This is a genomic window from Sulfitobacter sp. 1A12056 (assembly GCF_043558125.1).
Lineage (GTDB): Bacteria > Pseudomonadota > Alphaproteobacteria > Rhodobacterales > Rhodobacteraceae > Sulfitobacter > Sulfitobacter faviae.
In genome coordinates, this window is record NZ_JBIFFY010000004.1 from 116,375 (window position 1) to 131,214 (window position 14,840).

Here is a 14,840-nt window from a genome sequence, read left to right on the forward strand (position 1 = left end):
CTGCCTTCTTTCCGCCGAAAGGGACCTTCCGGAAAATGCTCGTCTATATCCTGAAGCGCGTCTTGGCCACGATCCCGGTCATGCTGATCGTCGCCATCTTCGTCTTCCTCCTGCTGCGTCTCACCCCCGGTGATCCGGCAGCCATTCTTGCCGGCGATGCCGCCACCCCCGCACAGCTTGAACGGATCCGTGACCGTCTGGGTCTGAATGATCCGCTGCTGACACAGTTTTTCACATGGATCGGCCAATTGCTGCGCGGCGATCTGGGCGTCTCGCTTTTGTCGAATACCTCGGTGGCGGGCATGTTGGGCGACCGGCTGGGGCCGACCATCAACATCGCGCTGATGACCATCACGATCTCCGTCCTGCTGGCGGTGCCGATGGGTGTGATCGCCGCTTGGCGTCACCGCACATGGGTCGACTTTCTGGTGATGTCTTTCTCGGTGCTGGGCTTTTCGGTGCCGGTCTTCGTGATCGGCTATATCCTGATCCAAATCTTCGCGATCGAACTGCGTTGGGTGCCGGTGCAGGGCTACAAGGCGCCTTCGGAGGGCATCGGGCCGTTCTTCTCGCGCGCCATTCTGCCCTCGCTCACGCTGGCCACGATCTATGTGGCGCTCATCGCGCGGATGACGCGGGCCTCCATGCTTGAAGTGCTGGGCGAAGATTACATTCGCACCGCGCGGGCCAAGGGCGTGCGCGAGAATGTCGTGCTGTTTCGCCATGCGCTGCGCAATGCCGCCGTGCCGATCCTGACCATCATCGGCACCGGTTTCGCGCTGCTGATCTCGGGCGTGGTGGTGACGGAAAGCGTCTTTAACATCCCCGGCATCGGGCGGCTCACGGTCGATGCGATCCTCGCGCGCGACTACCCCGTCATTCAGGCGATGATCCTGCTGACGGCGGGCATCTACGTCTTCGTGAACCTCTTGGTTGACGTCTCTTATTCATTCTTCGACCCAAGGATCCGGTACTGACATGATCGAGCAACCCCAATCCCGTCACAGCGCCTTTCAGGTGCTGACCGGACTGCTTTCCCTGCCTGCGGGCGCAAGGGTCGGTATCGGCCCGCTGCTGGCGGCGCTTATCCTCGTGGCTATCGTGTTGGCGTCGATCTTGGCGCCGCTCTATGTGCCCTATGACCCGCTGGCGATGAACTCGGCCGCGCGGCTGAAGCCGCCATCCGAAGAGTATCTTCTTGGCACCGACCCCTATGGCCGCGACACCTTCTCGCGGGTGATGACCGGCGGGCGCGTGTCGCTGCTGATCGGCGTCGGGGCGGCCTTGGTCAGCGTCGCCATCGGCTTGGCCATCGGGCTTGTGGCCGGTTTCTTTCGGGTGGCGGATGGCATCATCATGCGGATCATGGACAGCCTGATGGCGATCCCCGCGATCCTTCTGGCGATTGCGCTGGTGGCGCTGAACGGGCCATCGCTCGGCTCGGTCATCATCGCCATCACGGTGCCGGAGGTGCCCCGCGTGGTGCGGCTGGTGCGCTCGGTCGTGCTGTCGGCGCGGGAGGAACCCTATGTCGAGGCGGCCATCGCGCTCGGCTCGTCGATGCCCAAGATCCTGATCCAGCACCTGATGCCCAACACCATGGCACCGCTGATCGTCCAAGGCACTTATATCTGCGCCTCGGCGATCCTGATCGAGGCGATCCTAAGTTTCCTCGGCGCGGGCGTCAGCACGGAGATCCCCACTTGGGGCAACATCATGGCCGAGGGGCGGACCTATTTCCAGATCAAGCCGGGGCTGATCTTCTGGCCGGGGCTGCTGCTGTCGCTTTGCATCCTGTCGATCAACCTTTTGGGCGACACCGCGCGCGATCTGCTCGACCCGCGCATGAAGAAACGGGAGGGCTGAGAGATGCAATTCAAGACCAAAGACTTCTCCGACGCGCGTGAGGTGCTCAAAGTGCGCGACCTGCGCATCGGGCTTGCCGGGCGGCCACAGGCCAAGCCGGTGATCGACGGGATCGACCTCACCATCCGCGCGGGCGAGACGCATTGCTTGGTGGGTGAATCTGGCTCAGGCAAATCCGTGACCTCGCTGGCGGCTATGGGGCTTCTGCCGAAATCGGCGCTGGAGGTGCAAAGCGGCAGCATCACGCTGGACGATTTCGAGATCACCAGCGCCAGCCACGCGCAAATGCGCGAGCTGCGCGCGCGGCGGATCGCGATGATCTTCCAAGAGCCGATGACCGCGCTGAACCCCGTGCTGCGGGTGGGCGAGCAGATCATGGAAGTGCTCAACATGCATAGCGATCTGAGCCAATCCGAGGCCAAGAAACGCACGCTCGACATGATGGATCAGGTGCATCTGCCGGATGTGAACCGCATCTTTAGCGCTTTCCCGCACCAGCTTTCCGGCGGGCAGCGCCAGCGCATCATGATCGCCATGGCGCTGATCCTCGACCCTGATCTGCTGATCGCGGATGAGCCGACGACGGCGCTGGACGTGACCACGCAGTTGCAGATCCTCAAGCTCATCGCCGAGATGCAAGAGCGTCACGGCACCGCCGTGCTCTTCATCACCCATGACATGGGCGTGGTGGCCGAGATCGCGGATACCGTGACGGTGATGCAGCAGGGCAAGATCGTCGAACGCGCGCCGATTGAAAAGCTGCTGACCAAGCCGGAGAAGGAATATACCCGCACCCTGCTGTCCGCCGTGCCCAACCTCACCCCGCGGCCCGCAAGGGCGGCGGCATCGGAAAGCGAAGTGGTGCGTGTGGCCGGGCTCGACATGACCTATGGCGGCGGCGGTTTCCTGCGCCGCAGCGAGGGTGTGAAAGCCGCGCAGGACGTGAGCTTTACCATCCAGCCGGGGCGGACGCTGGGCATCGTGGGGGAGTCCGGTTCGGGCAAATCCACGGTGGCGCGGGCCATCATGCGGCTGATCGACCCGACAGCAGGCAGCGTGAATGTCGCCGGGACCGAGATCGCCAAACTCTCGCGCCGTCAGCTACGCGACCACCGCAAACACCTCCAAATCGTGTTCCAAGACCCTTACCGCTCGCTCAACCCGCGTTGGACCGTGGCGCGCAGCCTGTGCGAAGGGCCGATCAACTTCGGCACCCCGCGCGAAGAGGCGATGCGCCATGCGGCTGAGCTGATGGAACTGGTGGACCTGCCGCGCGACGCGCTCGACCGCTATCCGCATCAATTCTCAGGCGGGCAGCGCCAGCGTATCGCCATCGCGCGTGCGGTGGCGATGAAGCCCGATCTGCTGGTCGCGGATGAGGCTGTCTCGGCCCTTGATGTGAGCGTGCAGGCGCAGGTGCTCGATCTTTTGGATGACATTCAAGAGAAGTTCGGCGTGGCCATGTTGTTCATCACCCACGACCTGCGGGTCGCCGCGCAGATTTGTGACGAGGTCTTGGTCATGCAGCGCGGGCAGGTCGTTGAATACGGCCCCGCGGGCGATGTGTTGGCCAACCCGCATCACGACTACACGCGCAACCTGATCGAAGCGGCCCCGGGCCGCCATTGGGATTTTGCCAACTACCGCGCGCTCGGCAGCGCCACCATGACGACAGGAGCCACCGCATGACCGTCCTTCCCAAGATCGAAGCCTTCGCCGCCGATCTCACCGCCATCCGTCAAGACATCCACGCCCACCCCGAACTGGGGTTCGAAGAGGTCCGCACCGCGGGCATCGTGGCCGAAAAGCTGCGCGCCTACGGGGTGGATGAGGTGCACGAAGGGCTGGGTGGCACCGGGGTTGTCGGCATCATCAAGGGCGCGGGCGGTGGCAACCGCCGTGTCGGGCTGCGCGCGGATATGGACGCGCTGCCGATTGTAGAGGATTCCGGCGTGCCCTATGCCTCGACCAACCCCGGGCGGATGCATGCCTGCGGCCATGACGGCCACACCACCATGCTCTTGGGGGCCGCGCGCTATCTGGCGGAGACGCGCGATTTCGACGGCACCGTGGTGCTGATCTTTCAACCCGCCGAAGAGGGTTTGGGCGGTGCGCGCCGGATGCTGGAGGAGGGGCTCTTCGAGAAATTCCCCTGCGACGAAATCTACGGCATGCACAACGATCCGAATGCAGAGCCGGGCGTGGTCAATGTCACCCCCGGTGCGGCCATGGCCGGGGCGGCCTTCTTTGACATTACCGTCAAGGGCACTGGCAGCCACGCCGCCATGCCGCATCAGTCGCGCGATCCTATCGTCATCGGCACGGCGCTGGTGCAGCAGTTGCAATCCGTCGTCAGCCGCAACACCCCGCCGACCAAGCCGATCGTGCTTTCGGTGACCAAATTCAACGCGGGCTCGGCCTATAACGTGGTGCCAGATACCGCCAGTATTGCGGGCACGATCCGTTATTTCCATGAGGATGTGATCGAAATGGCCGAGGCCCGGATACGCGAACTCTGCGCCGGTATGGCCACAGCCTATGGGATCGAGATCGAAGTCGACATCCGCAATGTCTTTGACGTGTTGATGAACGACCCCGAACTGACCACCGCCTATGTCGAAGCGGCGGCCAGCGTGGTGGGCGGCGAGAACGCCCATGTCTCGACCGAACAGGCCAGCGGGTCGGAGGATTTCGCCGATATGCTGAAAGTGGTGCCGGGCGCCTATTGCCGGGTGGGCCATGCGGGCAGCGTGCCTTTGCACAACCCCGGCTTCGTGCTGGACGACGCCATTCTGCCTGTCGGTGCCTCGATCTATGCGCGGATTGTCGAGACGCGCCTGCCAAAGGTCGGCGGCTAGGCCCTTGCGCCAATCTTTTAATTTAAGCCAACCGCCTGCTGTCGCGCGGCGGAGGAAAGGATATTGAACATGACCAACCCGCTCGATCTGCCTTTTGATACCGAAGAGATGCTCACCGGGCTGCGCCCATGGATCGAAACCGAAAGCCCCACATTCGACGGGGCGGCGGTGAACCGGATGATGGATGTGGCGCAGCACGATCTGGCGGTCTTGGGCGCGCGGACAGAGCGTATTCCAAGCCCGATGGGGCTGGGCGACAGCCTGCGCGCTGAGATGCCCCATCCCCGCGCGGGCGAGGGGGGCATCCTGCTTTTGGGTCATATGGACACGGTTCACCCGCTCGGCACCTTGGCGAGCCTGCCTTACAAACGCGAAGGCGATATCTGCTACGGCCCCGGTCTGATGGACATGAAGGGCGGCAACTACGTCTACCTTGATGCGCTGCGCAAGCTACAGGCCGCCGGGGTCGAGACGCCGCTGCCGGTGACGGTGCTTTTCACCCCGGATGAGGAAATCGGCACCCCCGCCACACGCCGTCTGATCGAAGAGGAGGCGAAGCGCCATAAATACATCCTCGTCCCCGAACCCGCCCGCCCCGACGGCGGCGCGGTGATCGGGCGCTACGCCATCGCGCGATTCAACCTCCAGACCCGGGGGCGCCCCAGCCACGCGGGCTGGGCGCTCTCCGAAGGCCGCTCGGCCATCGCGGAGATGGCAAAGGCCGTGGGCACGATCGAAGGCATGACCACCGAGGATTGCACCTTCTCGCTTGGGGTCTTTCACGCGGGCCAATGGGTCAACTGCGTGTCCTCGGTCTGCGATGCCGAAGTGCTCACCATGGCAAAAACGCAAGAGCAGCTCGACGCAGGCGTGGAAAAGATGATGGCGCTGAACTCGGACGAAGGCGACGTGATCATGGAAATCCGCCGCGGCGTCACCCGCCCGGTTTGGGAGCCCGACCAGCCCGGCACGTTGGCGATGCTGAAGCTCGCGCAGGAGATTGGGGGCGAACTGGGGATCGAGATCACCGGAAGCTCTGCCGGGGGCGGATCGGACGGCAATTTCACCGGTTTCCTTGGCCTGCCGACGCTGGATTCCATCGGCGTGCGTGGCAAGGGGCTGCATACGTTGCAGGAGCATATCTATGTCGGCAGTCTCACCGAACGTGCGAAACTGGCGGCGGGGCTGTTCTGTCGCTTGACGGCTTGAGGGGGGAGGGGCGGAGACCCGCCCCCGATGTTACTTCTCCACGCGCAGCAGCAATAGCTTCGGGTCGGGGCCGGAGACCGGGGTCAAGCCCGCGGCGGCCGCACCGCCCGCCAGTTCCGTGGTAAAGGAGGCAGGCGTTCCATATAGGCCGTCCCGGCACAGCAGCAGATACTCCGCCCCAGTGCGTTTGAGGGCGGCGCGCAACTGCGCCTCATCCCCATCGAAAGGCAGCACGCCGTCGGCCATGGCTTGGATGCTGCGGTGATAGGGGCCGGTCAGCACGTCGTGATGGGTCAGTAGCAAGATAGGCGGGCCGAGGTTACTGCCGCTGAGGATCACCCCCGGCGCGACGCTGTTGAGGCTGCGAATGAGGTCGGGATGGCGGCAAGACTGGACTTTGACGTAGGCCGTCTCGGCCCCGTGATCGGCAGGCCGGTTCATGTCGGTGACAAAGCCATATAGCGCGGGCGCAAAGATCGTGGCGGCCCCAAGCGGGATCAGCGCCAAACGCCGCATAGGGTGGGCGTTGTCTTTGACGAGGAAGGGGGCAAGAACCAACCCCATCAACATGGGCACCGCCGACGCCCCGAGGATCGTCAGGCGCACTTGATGCAGGCCGGCAAACAGCCCAAGCCAGCCGAAGATTAGCAAGATGCCAAGGCGCCGGGGAAAATCAGACGTCTGCGTGCCTTGGAAGCGGCCCCAAAGCCACATGGCACTGGCAAGGATCAATGTGATGGCGGTCGGTACGAAGAAGCCGAAGGCGCTCACATCCCCCTCGAAAAGCGGTTCCAATATGGGTCGAGCCTCTCCGATGCGGTCCGTGATGATGGTCTGCACTTCGGCGGGCAGGCTGGCGTAGGGGCCGTAGAGACAGGTGGCAAGCAGGGGCCAAACCAGCGCGATGCCAGCCCCGCTGGCCGCTAGAAATGCAAGGCTGCGGGCCGCGACATTCGGCAAACGCGGGGCCAGCGCCACGGTCATCAGACCCAAAACAGCGCCGAGCGAGGTCACCGCGATAAAGGGCGGAGAGACTTCGTCGCAGCGGGTGATAAGCCACTCGCCAGTCGGAATTTGCAGCGCGTAGAGCGCGGGGTTGCCGAGGGCGAGGCTGAGGCTAAAGCCGATGAGGGCCCTGTCCCCTTCTGGCCGCCTCAGAACCACGCTGCCCACAAGGATCAACCCAGCCATGGCAATCGGGGGGAGCATTTCCAAGCCCACCGCCAGCGAAAGCGCCGCCGCCAAACCCCCGATTACGCCGCGCCATAGGGGGCGGCCCGAGAGCAAAAGCATGAAGACCATAACCGTCGCGAGCAGAATTTGCAGGTTGTGGTGGTCAAGCCCGCCCACGGCAAAGTAGTTCGGCGCAACCGGTGGCCAGCCCAGAATGCCGAGCACGGCGCCGAGGGCAACGGCGGGGCCAAAAACACGGTAGCCGACTGTGGCAGTGAGCAAGAGCAGTGTTAGCAGCAAGAGCGTGGGCCAAAGCACGATGGCCGCACTCATTGCAGATTCCAGCGGCATTAGCTGCGCCAAGGGCCAGACGATGACGGCGATGCCCAGATCGACATAGCGCGACCAATGCAAGTCCAGCCCCTCGGGCGGCAACATGCGGTATTGCGTCATGTCATACCATGATTGCCCCTCAAACCATGCCTTTACCGATAAGTAGCGCATAATGCTGTCATTGTCGGCGACGGCCAGAAACTCGATAGGTTCATGGCCCAAAATGACGGCCTTCAGAACGGTCACGAGGAGTGCGAAACCGGTGATGACGAAGAACATGCGGCGTTGGCTGGGGGAAGTGTCGGGGGTCTGCATGGGTCTGCTTTCTGCTCTTGGCGTCCTCTGCCGGGGCGCGCCCCGTGTAAAACGAGCGATCCCGGCGGGAGAGAGGCAGGGCTCTGGCGTAATTATGACAAGTCTATAGGAAATAGGCGGCGTGGAATGGTCGCGAACTTGCCTCAATCCTGCCGCCTTCTGCAAGGATCTTTCCCTTCAAAGATACCGGCGCATTGGTCCGGGAAGGAGAGCAAGATGCAGGTCGTCGTTTCAAATACCTTTCAGCAGGCCGCCCCCGTGCCACGCTTTGGTGCGCTTAGCATCGCCGTGTTGATCCCTTGCTATAACGAAGCCGCGGCCATCGGCACTGTTGTTGGCGATTTTCGCAAGGCCCTGCCTGAGGCGGATATTTATGTCTACGACAACAACTCCACCGACGGCACCGCGGAAATCGCGGCAGAGGCCGGGGCCATCGTGCGGCGGGAACCGCGCCAAGGCAAAGGCCATGTGGTGCGCCGGATGTTTGCCGATGTGGAGGCTGACATCTTCCTCATGGTGGACGGCGATGACACCTATGATGCCAGCGCCGCGCCGCAGATGGTCGCGCGCATGGTCTCCGAAGGGCTGGATCTGGTGAACGGTGTGCGCGTGGCGGGCAGTGAGACGGCCTACCGTCCGGGTCACAAGCTGGGCAATCGCGTGCTTTCCGGCCTTGTGCGCTCGATCTTTGGTCGAGGGTCATCTGATATGCTCTCGGGGTATCGCGTTTTCTCACGCCGCTTCGTGAAAACCTTCCCGATGATGTCGCGCGGGTTCGAGATCGAGACCGAACTGACCGTGCATTCGCTGGAACTCGACATGCCGACAGCCGAGGTGCCGGGGCATTTCAAAGACCGCGCCGAAGGGTCGGAAAGCAAGCTCAACAGCATCCGCGACGGCGTGCGCATCCTGTCGACGATCACCAAACTGCTCAAACAAGAGCGCCCTTTGCCGGTATTCGGGGCGCTCGCGGGCGGGTTGGCTCTGCTCTCTGTCGCGCTGTCGCTGCCGATCTTCGCGGAGTATTTTGCCACCGGGCTCGTTCCACGTTTGCCGACGGCGGTTTTGTCGACCAGTATCATGCTGCTTGCCTTTCTGATGGGGGCGGTGGGGCTGATCCTCGATACCGTGACCCGTGGCCGGCAAGAGACCAAGCGCATGCGCTATCTTTCGGTTCCCGGCGTGCTGAGCGTGGTCGCCGCGCAGGACAAAGAAAGGGCCGCAGCGCCCGCTAAAGGTTAGGCGCATGTGGCCCTCAGGGCAATTTGTCAGGTTTCTGGCCGTCGGGACGTTGGGGTTCATCGCCGATGCTGGCACGCTCTTGCTGCTGGTCACGCTCGGTGGGGATCCTTACGTCATGCGGCTGGTCAGCTTTGCCGTGGCGGTCAGTGTGACATGGTGGTGCAACCGCAGTTGGACCTTTCGCCGCGCCACGGGTCCCTGCCGTGGCGAGTATCTGCGGTACTTCGGGGTGCAGTCGGCGGGGGCGGTGGTGAACTACGCCGTTTATGCCGGGGTTTTGGCCGTTGTCGGGCCTACGGCGCTACATACCGTATTGGCTTTGGCGGCGGGGTCAATCGCGGCAATGGCGCTTAATTTTGTCGGGGCGAAAAGGCTGGTGTTTCGGCCTCGCCCGGCCTGACCCCCTCTAAACCACCCCGGCTGCTATCTGCTGCGCGTCGCTCCATTCGCGGGGGGATTGGCCGTACATGCGTTTGAACTCTCGGCTGAATTGCGAAGCGCTGACATAGCCCACTGCCATTGCCGCTTCGCTGACCGTGGCGCCGCCTGCGATCTTTATGGCGGCATTGTTCAGGCGCATGGATTTGACGAATTGTATCGGCGACATCGTCGTTACCTGTTTGAACTTGCGGTGAAATACCGCGCGGCTCATGCCCGCGCGTTGGGCCATCGCGTCGATGGAGATGGGCGCGTCGAGATGGGCCGCGACATGCGAGATGGCCCGCGCCACGGCATTGCCCGCCCCGAAGGCCCGCCGCGCGAAGAGCCCTGCCTCTCCTTTCAAGATGGCGTAGTAAAGTTCGCGCAGGCGCGCTTCGGCCAGCACGGCGCGATCGGTTTCGCTCTCGCTCAGTTGGAGCAGGCGCAGCAGGGCGTCGGAGAAGGCCCTGTCCCATGCCGCGAGTTTGATCCCCTCGGCGCGCAGGTCGGCGGGGGCAGGGGGGAGGAGGCTCCCCGCGCTTTCCATTTCAAGCGAAAGCTCCGCCATCAGCCGCGCGTCCAGAGCGATGTAGACGCCGAATAGCGGGGTCTGGGGCGAGGCGCTTGGCGTGCCCGCTTTGACCGGCATCGACATGGGGCAGCACATATAACGGCTGTCGTCATAGACATAGCGCTGACCGTCGAGCACCGCCTCTTTCGCGCCGCTGACGATGGCGATGACAGAGGGTTCATAGACCGCGGGCGCGCAGGGGATCGCGCTGGTCGCCCGGAAATACTGAACGCCCTTGATGCCGGTCTCGGTCAGCCCGTCGGTGTGGCTGTGCCGTTCGATGATATGGCGGATTTGGTCTTTGCTCATGCGTGCAGATTAGGGCCGCATGAGTGTTTCATGCAATGGGTGTGAGAGGATTAGGCAAGTAATCGCGACGATCCGGTCTATTTCCGTAGGGGGCTGAGATTTATCTGCAGGGTCAACGGGGCGCGATGCCTCAGTAAAGCTAAGGAACGAGACCATGACAGATAAGACTTTCGGCGCGCACGGCTGGACCCCTGAGCAGATTGACGGGGTAGAGGGGAAGACCTTCGTGATCACCGGGGCCAATGCGGGGGCCGGATTTCAGGCAGCGCGGACCTTGCTGCGCAAAGGTGCCGCGGTGGTGATGCTGAACCGCAGCGCGGAACGGTCGGCAGAGGCGGTGGCCAAGCTGAAAGACGAATTTGGCGCGGCGGCGCGGGTGCGTTTCGTGCAGATGGACCTCGCCGATTTGCAGTCGGTGCGCCGCGCGGCGGCAGAGGTTCTGCGCGACATTCCCCGCATTGATGCGCTGATCTGCAACGCCGCCATCGCGCAGGTGCCAAACCGCCAGTTGACCAAGGCAGGCCACGAAAGCCAGCTCGGCACCAATCACTACGGCCACTTCCTGCTCTGCGGTTTGCTCTTCGACAGGATCGACGAAAGCAATGGCCGGATCGTGGTGGTGGCAAGCCTTGGTTACAAGATGGGCCTGCGCACCATCCAGTTCGACGACATGAACTGGGACAAGAACTACCGCGCCAACCCAGCCTATAGCCAAAGCAAGCTGGCGCAGATGATGTTTGCCTATGAGTTGCAGGACCGCGTCGCGCGGGCGGGGAGGAACGTGGCGGTCTATGTCTGCCACCCCGGCGCCTCGGCCACCTCTTTGATCCGCACCAGCGGCGGGCTGATGACCCGGTTCACTTGGTGGCTGATGTCGAAACTGCCGATCGTTCAAACGGCGGAGCGCGGCGCCTATCCCGAGGTCATGTGCGCCACCGAGGATGGGCTAGAGCAGCGCGCGCTTTACGGCCCCACAGGCCGGATGGAGATGGTCGGCCCCGTTGGGCGCGGCAGGTTGGAACCCTATGCCTATGACAAGGAGACGATGGTCAGCCTCTGGGAGCGGTCCGAGGTGGAAACCGGCTTTCGCTGGGCGGTTTGAGGGGCAGGCGGGGCCTGTCTTCGCCCTGCTCAGAACGCGCGATATACGCAGGCCATCAGCTTCGAAGGAGAGTGTCGATTTTCGCAGCATTTGCACAATAAAGTTGCACTTGAAGAGTCCCTTGCGGACAATTCTTGCCAAATGAGATCATTTGGTTAGTCTCTGATCTCGGGTCGCCCGACCAATAGCGTATTTCAAGTAAGCAAAGGGGCGGCCACTCTGGGAGGAGGAAACATGACTGAGACTAAAAAGTTCAATCGACGTTCGTTCCTGACGAAGTCCGCACTTGCTGGGGGGGCGGCGACGGGGAGCATGCTGGCCGCACCGGCGGTGCTGGCCCAAGCGCCGATCGTCATCAAGATGCAGACGTCGTGGAACGACGCGAACATCTGGCAAGACTTTGCCCGCGATTATGCGACGCGGGTCGAGGAAATGTCAGGCGGGCGTCTGAAGGTCGACGTGTTGCCCGCGGGCGCGGTCGTGGCGGCGTTTCAGGTGCTTGATGCGGTGAACGACGGTCTGATCGACGCGGCGCATTCGGTGCCCGTCTATTGGTACGGCAAGAACAAGGCCGCATCGCTCTTTGGCACCGGCCCGGTTTTCGGCGGCTCTGCCACCACGATGCTGTCGTGGTTCTATCAGGGCGGCGGTCAGGAACTCTATAACGAGCTGACGCAGGACATCATGGGCCTCGACGTTGTGGGCTACATGGGCTTCCCGATGTTCGCCCAGCCCTTCGGCTGGTTCAAGAATGAGGTCAATACCGTCGACGACCTGCAGGGCTTCAAATACCGCACCGTGGGTCTGGCGGCCGATCTGATGGCCAAGCTGGGCATGTCGGTGGCACAGCTGCCGGGCGGTGAGATCGTGCCCGCGATGGAACGTGGCGTGATCGACGCCTTTGAGTTCAACAACCCCTCGTCGGACAAGGACTTCGGCGCGCAGGACGTGGCCAAGAACTACTACCTGTCGTCCTATCACCAAGCCTCCGAGAGCTTTGAGTTCCTGTTCTCCAAGATGTTCCTCGAAGACCTCGACCCCGATCTTCAGGCGATCTTGAAATACGCGGTTGAGGCGGCCTCGACCGCGAACACGGCCAAGGCGATGGACCGCTATTCGGCGGACCTTCAGTTCCTGCAAAACGAGGCTGGCGTGACCGTGCGACGCACGTCCAAGGAAATCTTGGATGCGCAGCTCAAAGCATGGGATGAACTGATCCCCGAGCTGGAATCCGATCCTTTCATGAAAAAGACCCTCGACAGCCAGCGCGAATGGGTCGACCGCGTGGCCTATTACGAGTTGATGAACTCGCCGGATTACGGGCTTGCTTATGAGCATTACTTCCCCGGCAAGATCAAACTCTGATCCCGCAAACCCATAACATCACCGCGAACTCCGGCGCATGGCGTGCCGGGGTTCGTGCGAGATACCGAGGGCATCATGATATCTTTCATTCGGTTCGCCGATAACCTTTCCGCATGGTTCGGCAAGGCTTTTGCGTGGCTCATTTTGCTGATGTCCATCGGCACGGGCTACGAAGTTTTTGTGCGCTATGTGCTGAACAATCCCACGGCTTGGGCGCTGGACGTGTCCTTCATCATGTATGGCACGCTCTTTATGATGGGCGGGGCCTATACGCTGTCGCGGGGCGGCCATGTGCGGGGGGATTTCCTCTACCGGCTGTTCCAGCCGCGCACCCAAGGCATGATCGACCTCGTGCTCTATACCATCTTCTTTTTCCCCGGCGTCACCGCGCTGATCCTCGCAGGTTGGAAATATGCCGCCCGCTCGTGGTCATACGGCGAGGTGTCGGTCAACAGCCCGGCGGGGGTTCCGATCTATCAATTCAAGGCAATCATCGTAGCGGCGGGCATCCTGCTGTTCATCCAAGGCATTGCGCAGGTCTGCCGCTGTCTTATCGCCATACGTTCCAACTACTGGCTCGAAGCTGAGGAAGACGTCTTTGAGACCGAAGACCTCATGATGCGCGAAGCCAACAAGGCCGAAAAGGGCCATCTCACATGACCGATCCGCAAATCGCCCTGATGATGCTTGGGCTGTTCATCGTCTTTGTTTTCTTGGGCTTTCCGATTGCTTTCACGCTGATGGCCATGGGCATCGGCTTTGGCTACTACGCCTATTTCGACGCGCGCCGCATGTGGCGCAGTTTCGACCGGCTGGACGAGGGGGCCGGCCAATGGGAGCAATGGTCGACCTGGATAGATGGGTTCTTCAACAACCGAATATTCGACCTTTTCGTGAACCAGACCTTTACGGTGATGTCGAACGAAGTGCTGACGGCGGTGCCGCTGTTCCTTTTCATGGGCTATATCGTGGAGCGGTCGAATATCGTTGACCGGCTGTTCACTACGCTCAACATCGCCTCCAAGAACATTCCCGGCTCCATGGGTGTGGCGGCGCTGATCACCTGCGCGCTCTTCGCCACCGCCACCGGCATCGTCGGCGCGGTGGTGACGCTGATGGGGCTTCTGGCCCTGCCCGCGATGCTGAAGGCGCGCTACAACCCGTCCTTTGCCGCCGGCATCATCTGCGCGGGGGGCACGCTGGGCATCCTGATCCCGCCTTCGATCATGCTGATCGTCTATGCGGCGGCGACCAATGTTTCCATCGTGCGGCTTTATGCGGCCGCACTCCTGCCGGGGCTCACGCTCGTGGGTCTTTACCTGATCTACATCATCGGGCGCTCGCTGTTGCAGCCCTCCTCGGCCCCGCGCCCCACGGCGGATGAGGTGCCAGACATGCCGATGGGCAAGCTGTTGCTGATGATCGCCACCTCCTTCCTGCCGCTGGCCTTCCTCATTTTCGCGGTGCTGGGCTCGATCCTTTTCGGCCTTGCCACCCCGACAGAGGCGGCCTCGATCGGTGCATTGGGCGGCATCTTCCTCGCCTTCATTTACCGTGCGATGACATGGCAGCGGATGCGCGAAAGCGTCTATCTCACGGTGCGCACCACGGCGATGGTCTGCTGGCTTTTCGTCGGCTCCTACACCTTCTCGGCGGTGTTCTCCTACCTTGGCGGCGAGCATGTGATCTCTGAGTTCGTGCAATCTCTGAACCTCTCGCCGATCATGTTCTTGATCCTCGCGCAGCTGATCATCTTCCTGCTGGGCTGGCCGCTGGAATGGTCCGAGATCATCATCATCTTCGTGCCGATCTTCCTGCCGCTGCTAGCGGTGTTCGAAATTGATCCGCTGTTCTTTGGCATCCTCGTGGCGCTGAACCTGCAGACCAGTTTCTTAACGCCACCGATGGCCATGTCGGCCTATTACCTCAAGGGGATCGCCCCGCCCGAGTTGCGTCTGACGCAGATTTTCGCGGGCGTGATGCCGTTCCTCTTCTGCGTGATCCTGTCGATGGTGCTGATGTATGTCTTCCCGCAGATCGTCTTCTACCTGCCGGAGGTGTTCTATGGGCGCTGAGC

Annotated in this window: 13 protein-coding genes; 11 read left to right on the forward strand and 2 right to left on the reverse strand. The window is 62.3% G+C overall.

Going from position 1 to position 14,840, the window contains the following annotated elements; genetic code table 11:
• The first annotated feature begins 35 nt into the window (after positions 1-35).
• The 5 genes from ACGYLD_RS10295 (at position 36) to ACGYLD_RS10315 (ending at position 5,933) form a co-directional block, all read left to right on the forward strand.
• The gene (locus ACGYLD_RS10295) at positions 36-977 is read left to right on the forward strand and encodes an ABC transporter permease (RefSeq protein WP_067266948.1); all 942 of its coding nucleotides are present in this window, start codon (positions 36-38) and stop codon (positions 975-977) included.
• A gap of 1 nt (position 978) precedes the next feature.
• Positions 979-1,866 (forward strand): ABC transporter permease, encoded by an 888-nt coding sequence (locus ACGYLD_RS10300; protein ID WP_209217112.1) that lies wholly within the window; start codon positions 979-981, stop codon positions 1,864-1,866.
• A 3-nt stretch (positions 1,867-1,869) separates the two neighbouring features.
• On the forward strand, positions 1,870-3,555 hold the full coding sequence (locus ACGYLD_RS10305; RefSeq protein ID WP_271692289.1) for an ABC transporter ATP-binding protein: 1,686 nt from the start codon (positions 1,870-1,872) through the stop codon (positions 3,553-3,555).
• A complete protein-coding gene (locus ACGYLD_RS10310; protein WP_271692287.1) occupies positions 3,552-4,724 on the forward strand; it encodes a M20 aminoacylase family protein in 1,173 nt (390 codons plus the stop codon). The genes ACGYLD_RS10305 and ACGYLD_RS10310 overlap by 4 nt, the downstream gene beginning before the upstream one ends.
• Positions 4,725-4,793: 69 nt before the next feature.
• Positions 4,794-5,933 carry a M20/M25/M40 family metallo-hydrolase gene (locus ACGYLD_RS10315; protein ID WP_271692286.1) on the forward strand — a complete coding sequence of 380 codons (1,140 nt, stop codon included), beginning with the start codon at positions 4,794-4,796 and terminating at the stop codon, positions 5,931-5,933.
• A 30-nt stretch (positions 5,934-5,963) separates the two neighbouring features.
• Here ACGYLD_RS10315 and ACGYLD_RS10320 read toward each other — a convergent pair whose 3' ends face one another.
• Complete coding sequence (locus tag ACGYLD_RS10320; protein ID WP_394402445.1) at positions 5,964-7,754, reverse strand: hypothetical protein; 1,791 nt, start codon at positions 7,752-7,754, stop codon at positions 5,964-5,966.
• A 216-nt stretch (positions 7,755-7,970) separates the two neighbouring features.
• On the opposite strand from ACGYLD_RS10320, the gene ACGYLD_RS10325 reads away from it, so the two are divergent.
• Entirely contained in the window at positions 7,971-8,996 is a 1,026-nt protein-coding gene (locus ACGYLD_RS10325) for a glycosyltransferase family 2 protein (protein WP_271692283.1), read from the forward strand.
• Between the two features lie 4 nt (positions 8,997-9,000).
• Positions 9,001-9,396: a GtrA family protein gene (locus ACGYLD_RS10330; RefSeq protein ID WP_271692281.1), complete on the forward strand. Its 396-nt coding sequence runs from the start codon at positions 9,001-9,003 to the stop codon at positions 9,394-9,396.
• Positions 9,397-9,402: 6 nt separating this feature from the next.
• Here the strand turns inward: ACGYLD_RS10330 and ACGYLD_RS10335 are convergent, their stop codons facing one another.
• Positions 9,403-10,296 carry an AraC family transcriptional regulator N-terminal domain-containing protein gene (locus ACGYLD_RS10335; protein ID WP_394402447.1) on the reverse strand — a complete coding sequence of 298 codons (894 nt, stop codon included), beginning with the start codon at positions 10,294-10,296 and terminating at the stop codon, positions 9,403-9,405.
• Between the two features lie 154 nt (positions 10,297-10,450).
• Between ACGYLD_RS10335 and ACGYLD_RS10340 the strand changes: the two genes are divergently transcribed.
• The 4 genes from ACGYLD_RS10340 to ACGYLD_RS10355 all read left to right on the forward strand — a co-directional run bounded on the left by ACGYLD_RS10340 (position 10,451) and on the right by ACGYLD_RS10355 (position 14,838).
• Positions 10,451-11,398 carry an SDR family oxidoreductase gene (locus tag ACGYLD_RS10340; protein WP_394402450.1) on the forward strand — a complete coding sequence of 316 codons (948 nt, stop codon included), beginning with the start codon at positions 10,451-10,453 and terminating at the stop codon, positions 11,396-11,398.
• A 234-nt stretch (positions 11,399-11,632) separates the two neighbouring features.
• Positions 11,633-12,763, forward strand: coding sequence for a TRAP transporter substrate-binding protein (locus tag ACGYLD_RS10345; protein WP_067266961.1), 1,131 nt, complete (start codon positions 11,633-11,635; stop codon positions 12,761-12,763).
• A gap of 75 nt (positions 12,764-12,838) precedes the next feature.
• The gene (locus ACGYLD_RS10350; protein WP_394402452.1) at positions 12,839-13,423 is read left to right on the forward strand and encodes a TRAP transporter small permease subunit; all 585 of its coding nucleotides are present in this window, start codon (positions 12,839-12,841) and stop codon (positions 13,421-13,423) included.
• Positions 13,420-14,838, forward strand: a complete 1,419-nt coding sequence (locus ACGYLD_RS10355; protein WP_394402454.1) for a TRAP transporter large permease subunit — start codon at positions 13,420-13,422, stop codon at positions 14,836-14,838. Before ACGYLD_RS10350 ends, ACGYLD_RS10355 begins: the two co-directional genes overlap by 4 nt.
• The last annotated feature ends 2 nt before the right edge of the window (positions 14,839-14,840 follow it).

Excerpts from the sequence above, each read along its gene's own strand:
- ACGYLD_RS10305 (WP_271692289.1), top strand. The coding sequence starts at position 1,870 with ATGCAATTCAAGACCAAAGACTTCTCCGACGCGCGTGAGGTGCTCAAA.
- ACGYLD_RS10325 (WP_271692283.1), top strand. The coding sequence starts at position 7,971 with ATGCAGGTCGTCGTTTCAAATACCTTTCAGCAGGCCGCCCCCGTGCCA.
- ACGYLD_RS10300 (WP_209217112.1), top strand. The coding sequence starts at position 979 with ATGATCGAGCAACCCCAATCCCGTCACAGCGCCTTTCAGGTGCTGACC.
- ACGYLD_RS10295 (WP_067266948.1), top strand. The coding sequence starts at position 36 with ATGCTCGTCTATATCCTGAAGCGCGTCTTGGCCACGATCCCGGTCATG.
- ACGYLD_RS10345 (WP_067266961.1), top strand. The coding sequence starts at position 11,633 with ATGACTGAGACTAAAAAGTTCAATCGACGTTCGTTCCTGACGAAGTCC.
- ACGYLD_RS10310 (WP_271692287.1), top strand. The coding sequence starts at position 3,552 with ATGACCGTCCTTCCCAAGATCGAAGCCTTCGCCGCCGATCTCACCGCC.
- ACGYLD_RS10315 (WP_271692286.1), top strand. The coding sequence starts at position 4,794 with ATGACCAACCCGCTCGATCTGCCTTTTGATACCGAAGAGATGCTCACC.
- ACGYLD_RS10320 (WP_394402445.1), bottom strand. The coding sequence starts at position 7,754 with ATGCAGACCCCCGACACTTCCCCCAGCCAACGCCGCATGTTCTTCGTC.
- ACGYLD_RS10350 (WP_394402452.1), top strand. The coding sequence starts at position 12,839 with ATGATATCTTTCATTCGGTTCGCCGATAACCTTTCCGCATGGTTCGGC.
- ACGYLD_RS10335 (WP_394402447.1), bottom strand. The coding sequence starts at position 10,296 with ATGAGCAAAGACCAAATCCGCCATATCATCGAACGGCACAGCCACACC.
- ACGYLD_RS10355 (WP_394402454.1), top strand. The coding sequence starts at position 13,420 with ATGACCGATCCGCAAATCGCCCTGATGATGCTTGGGCTGTTCATCGTC.
- ACGYLD_RS10340 (WP_394402450.1), top strand. The coding sequence starts at position 10,451 with ATGACAGATAAGACTTTCGGCGCGCACGGCTGGACCCCTGAGCAGATT.
- ACGYLD_RS10330 (WP_271692281.1), top strand. The coding sequence starts at position 9,001 with ATGTGGCCCTCAGGGCAATTTGTCAGGTTTCTGGCCGTCGGGACGTTG.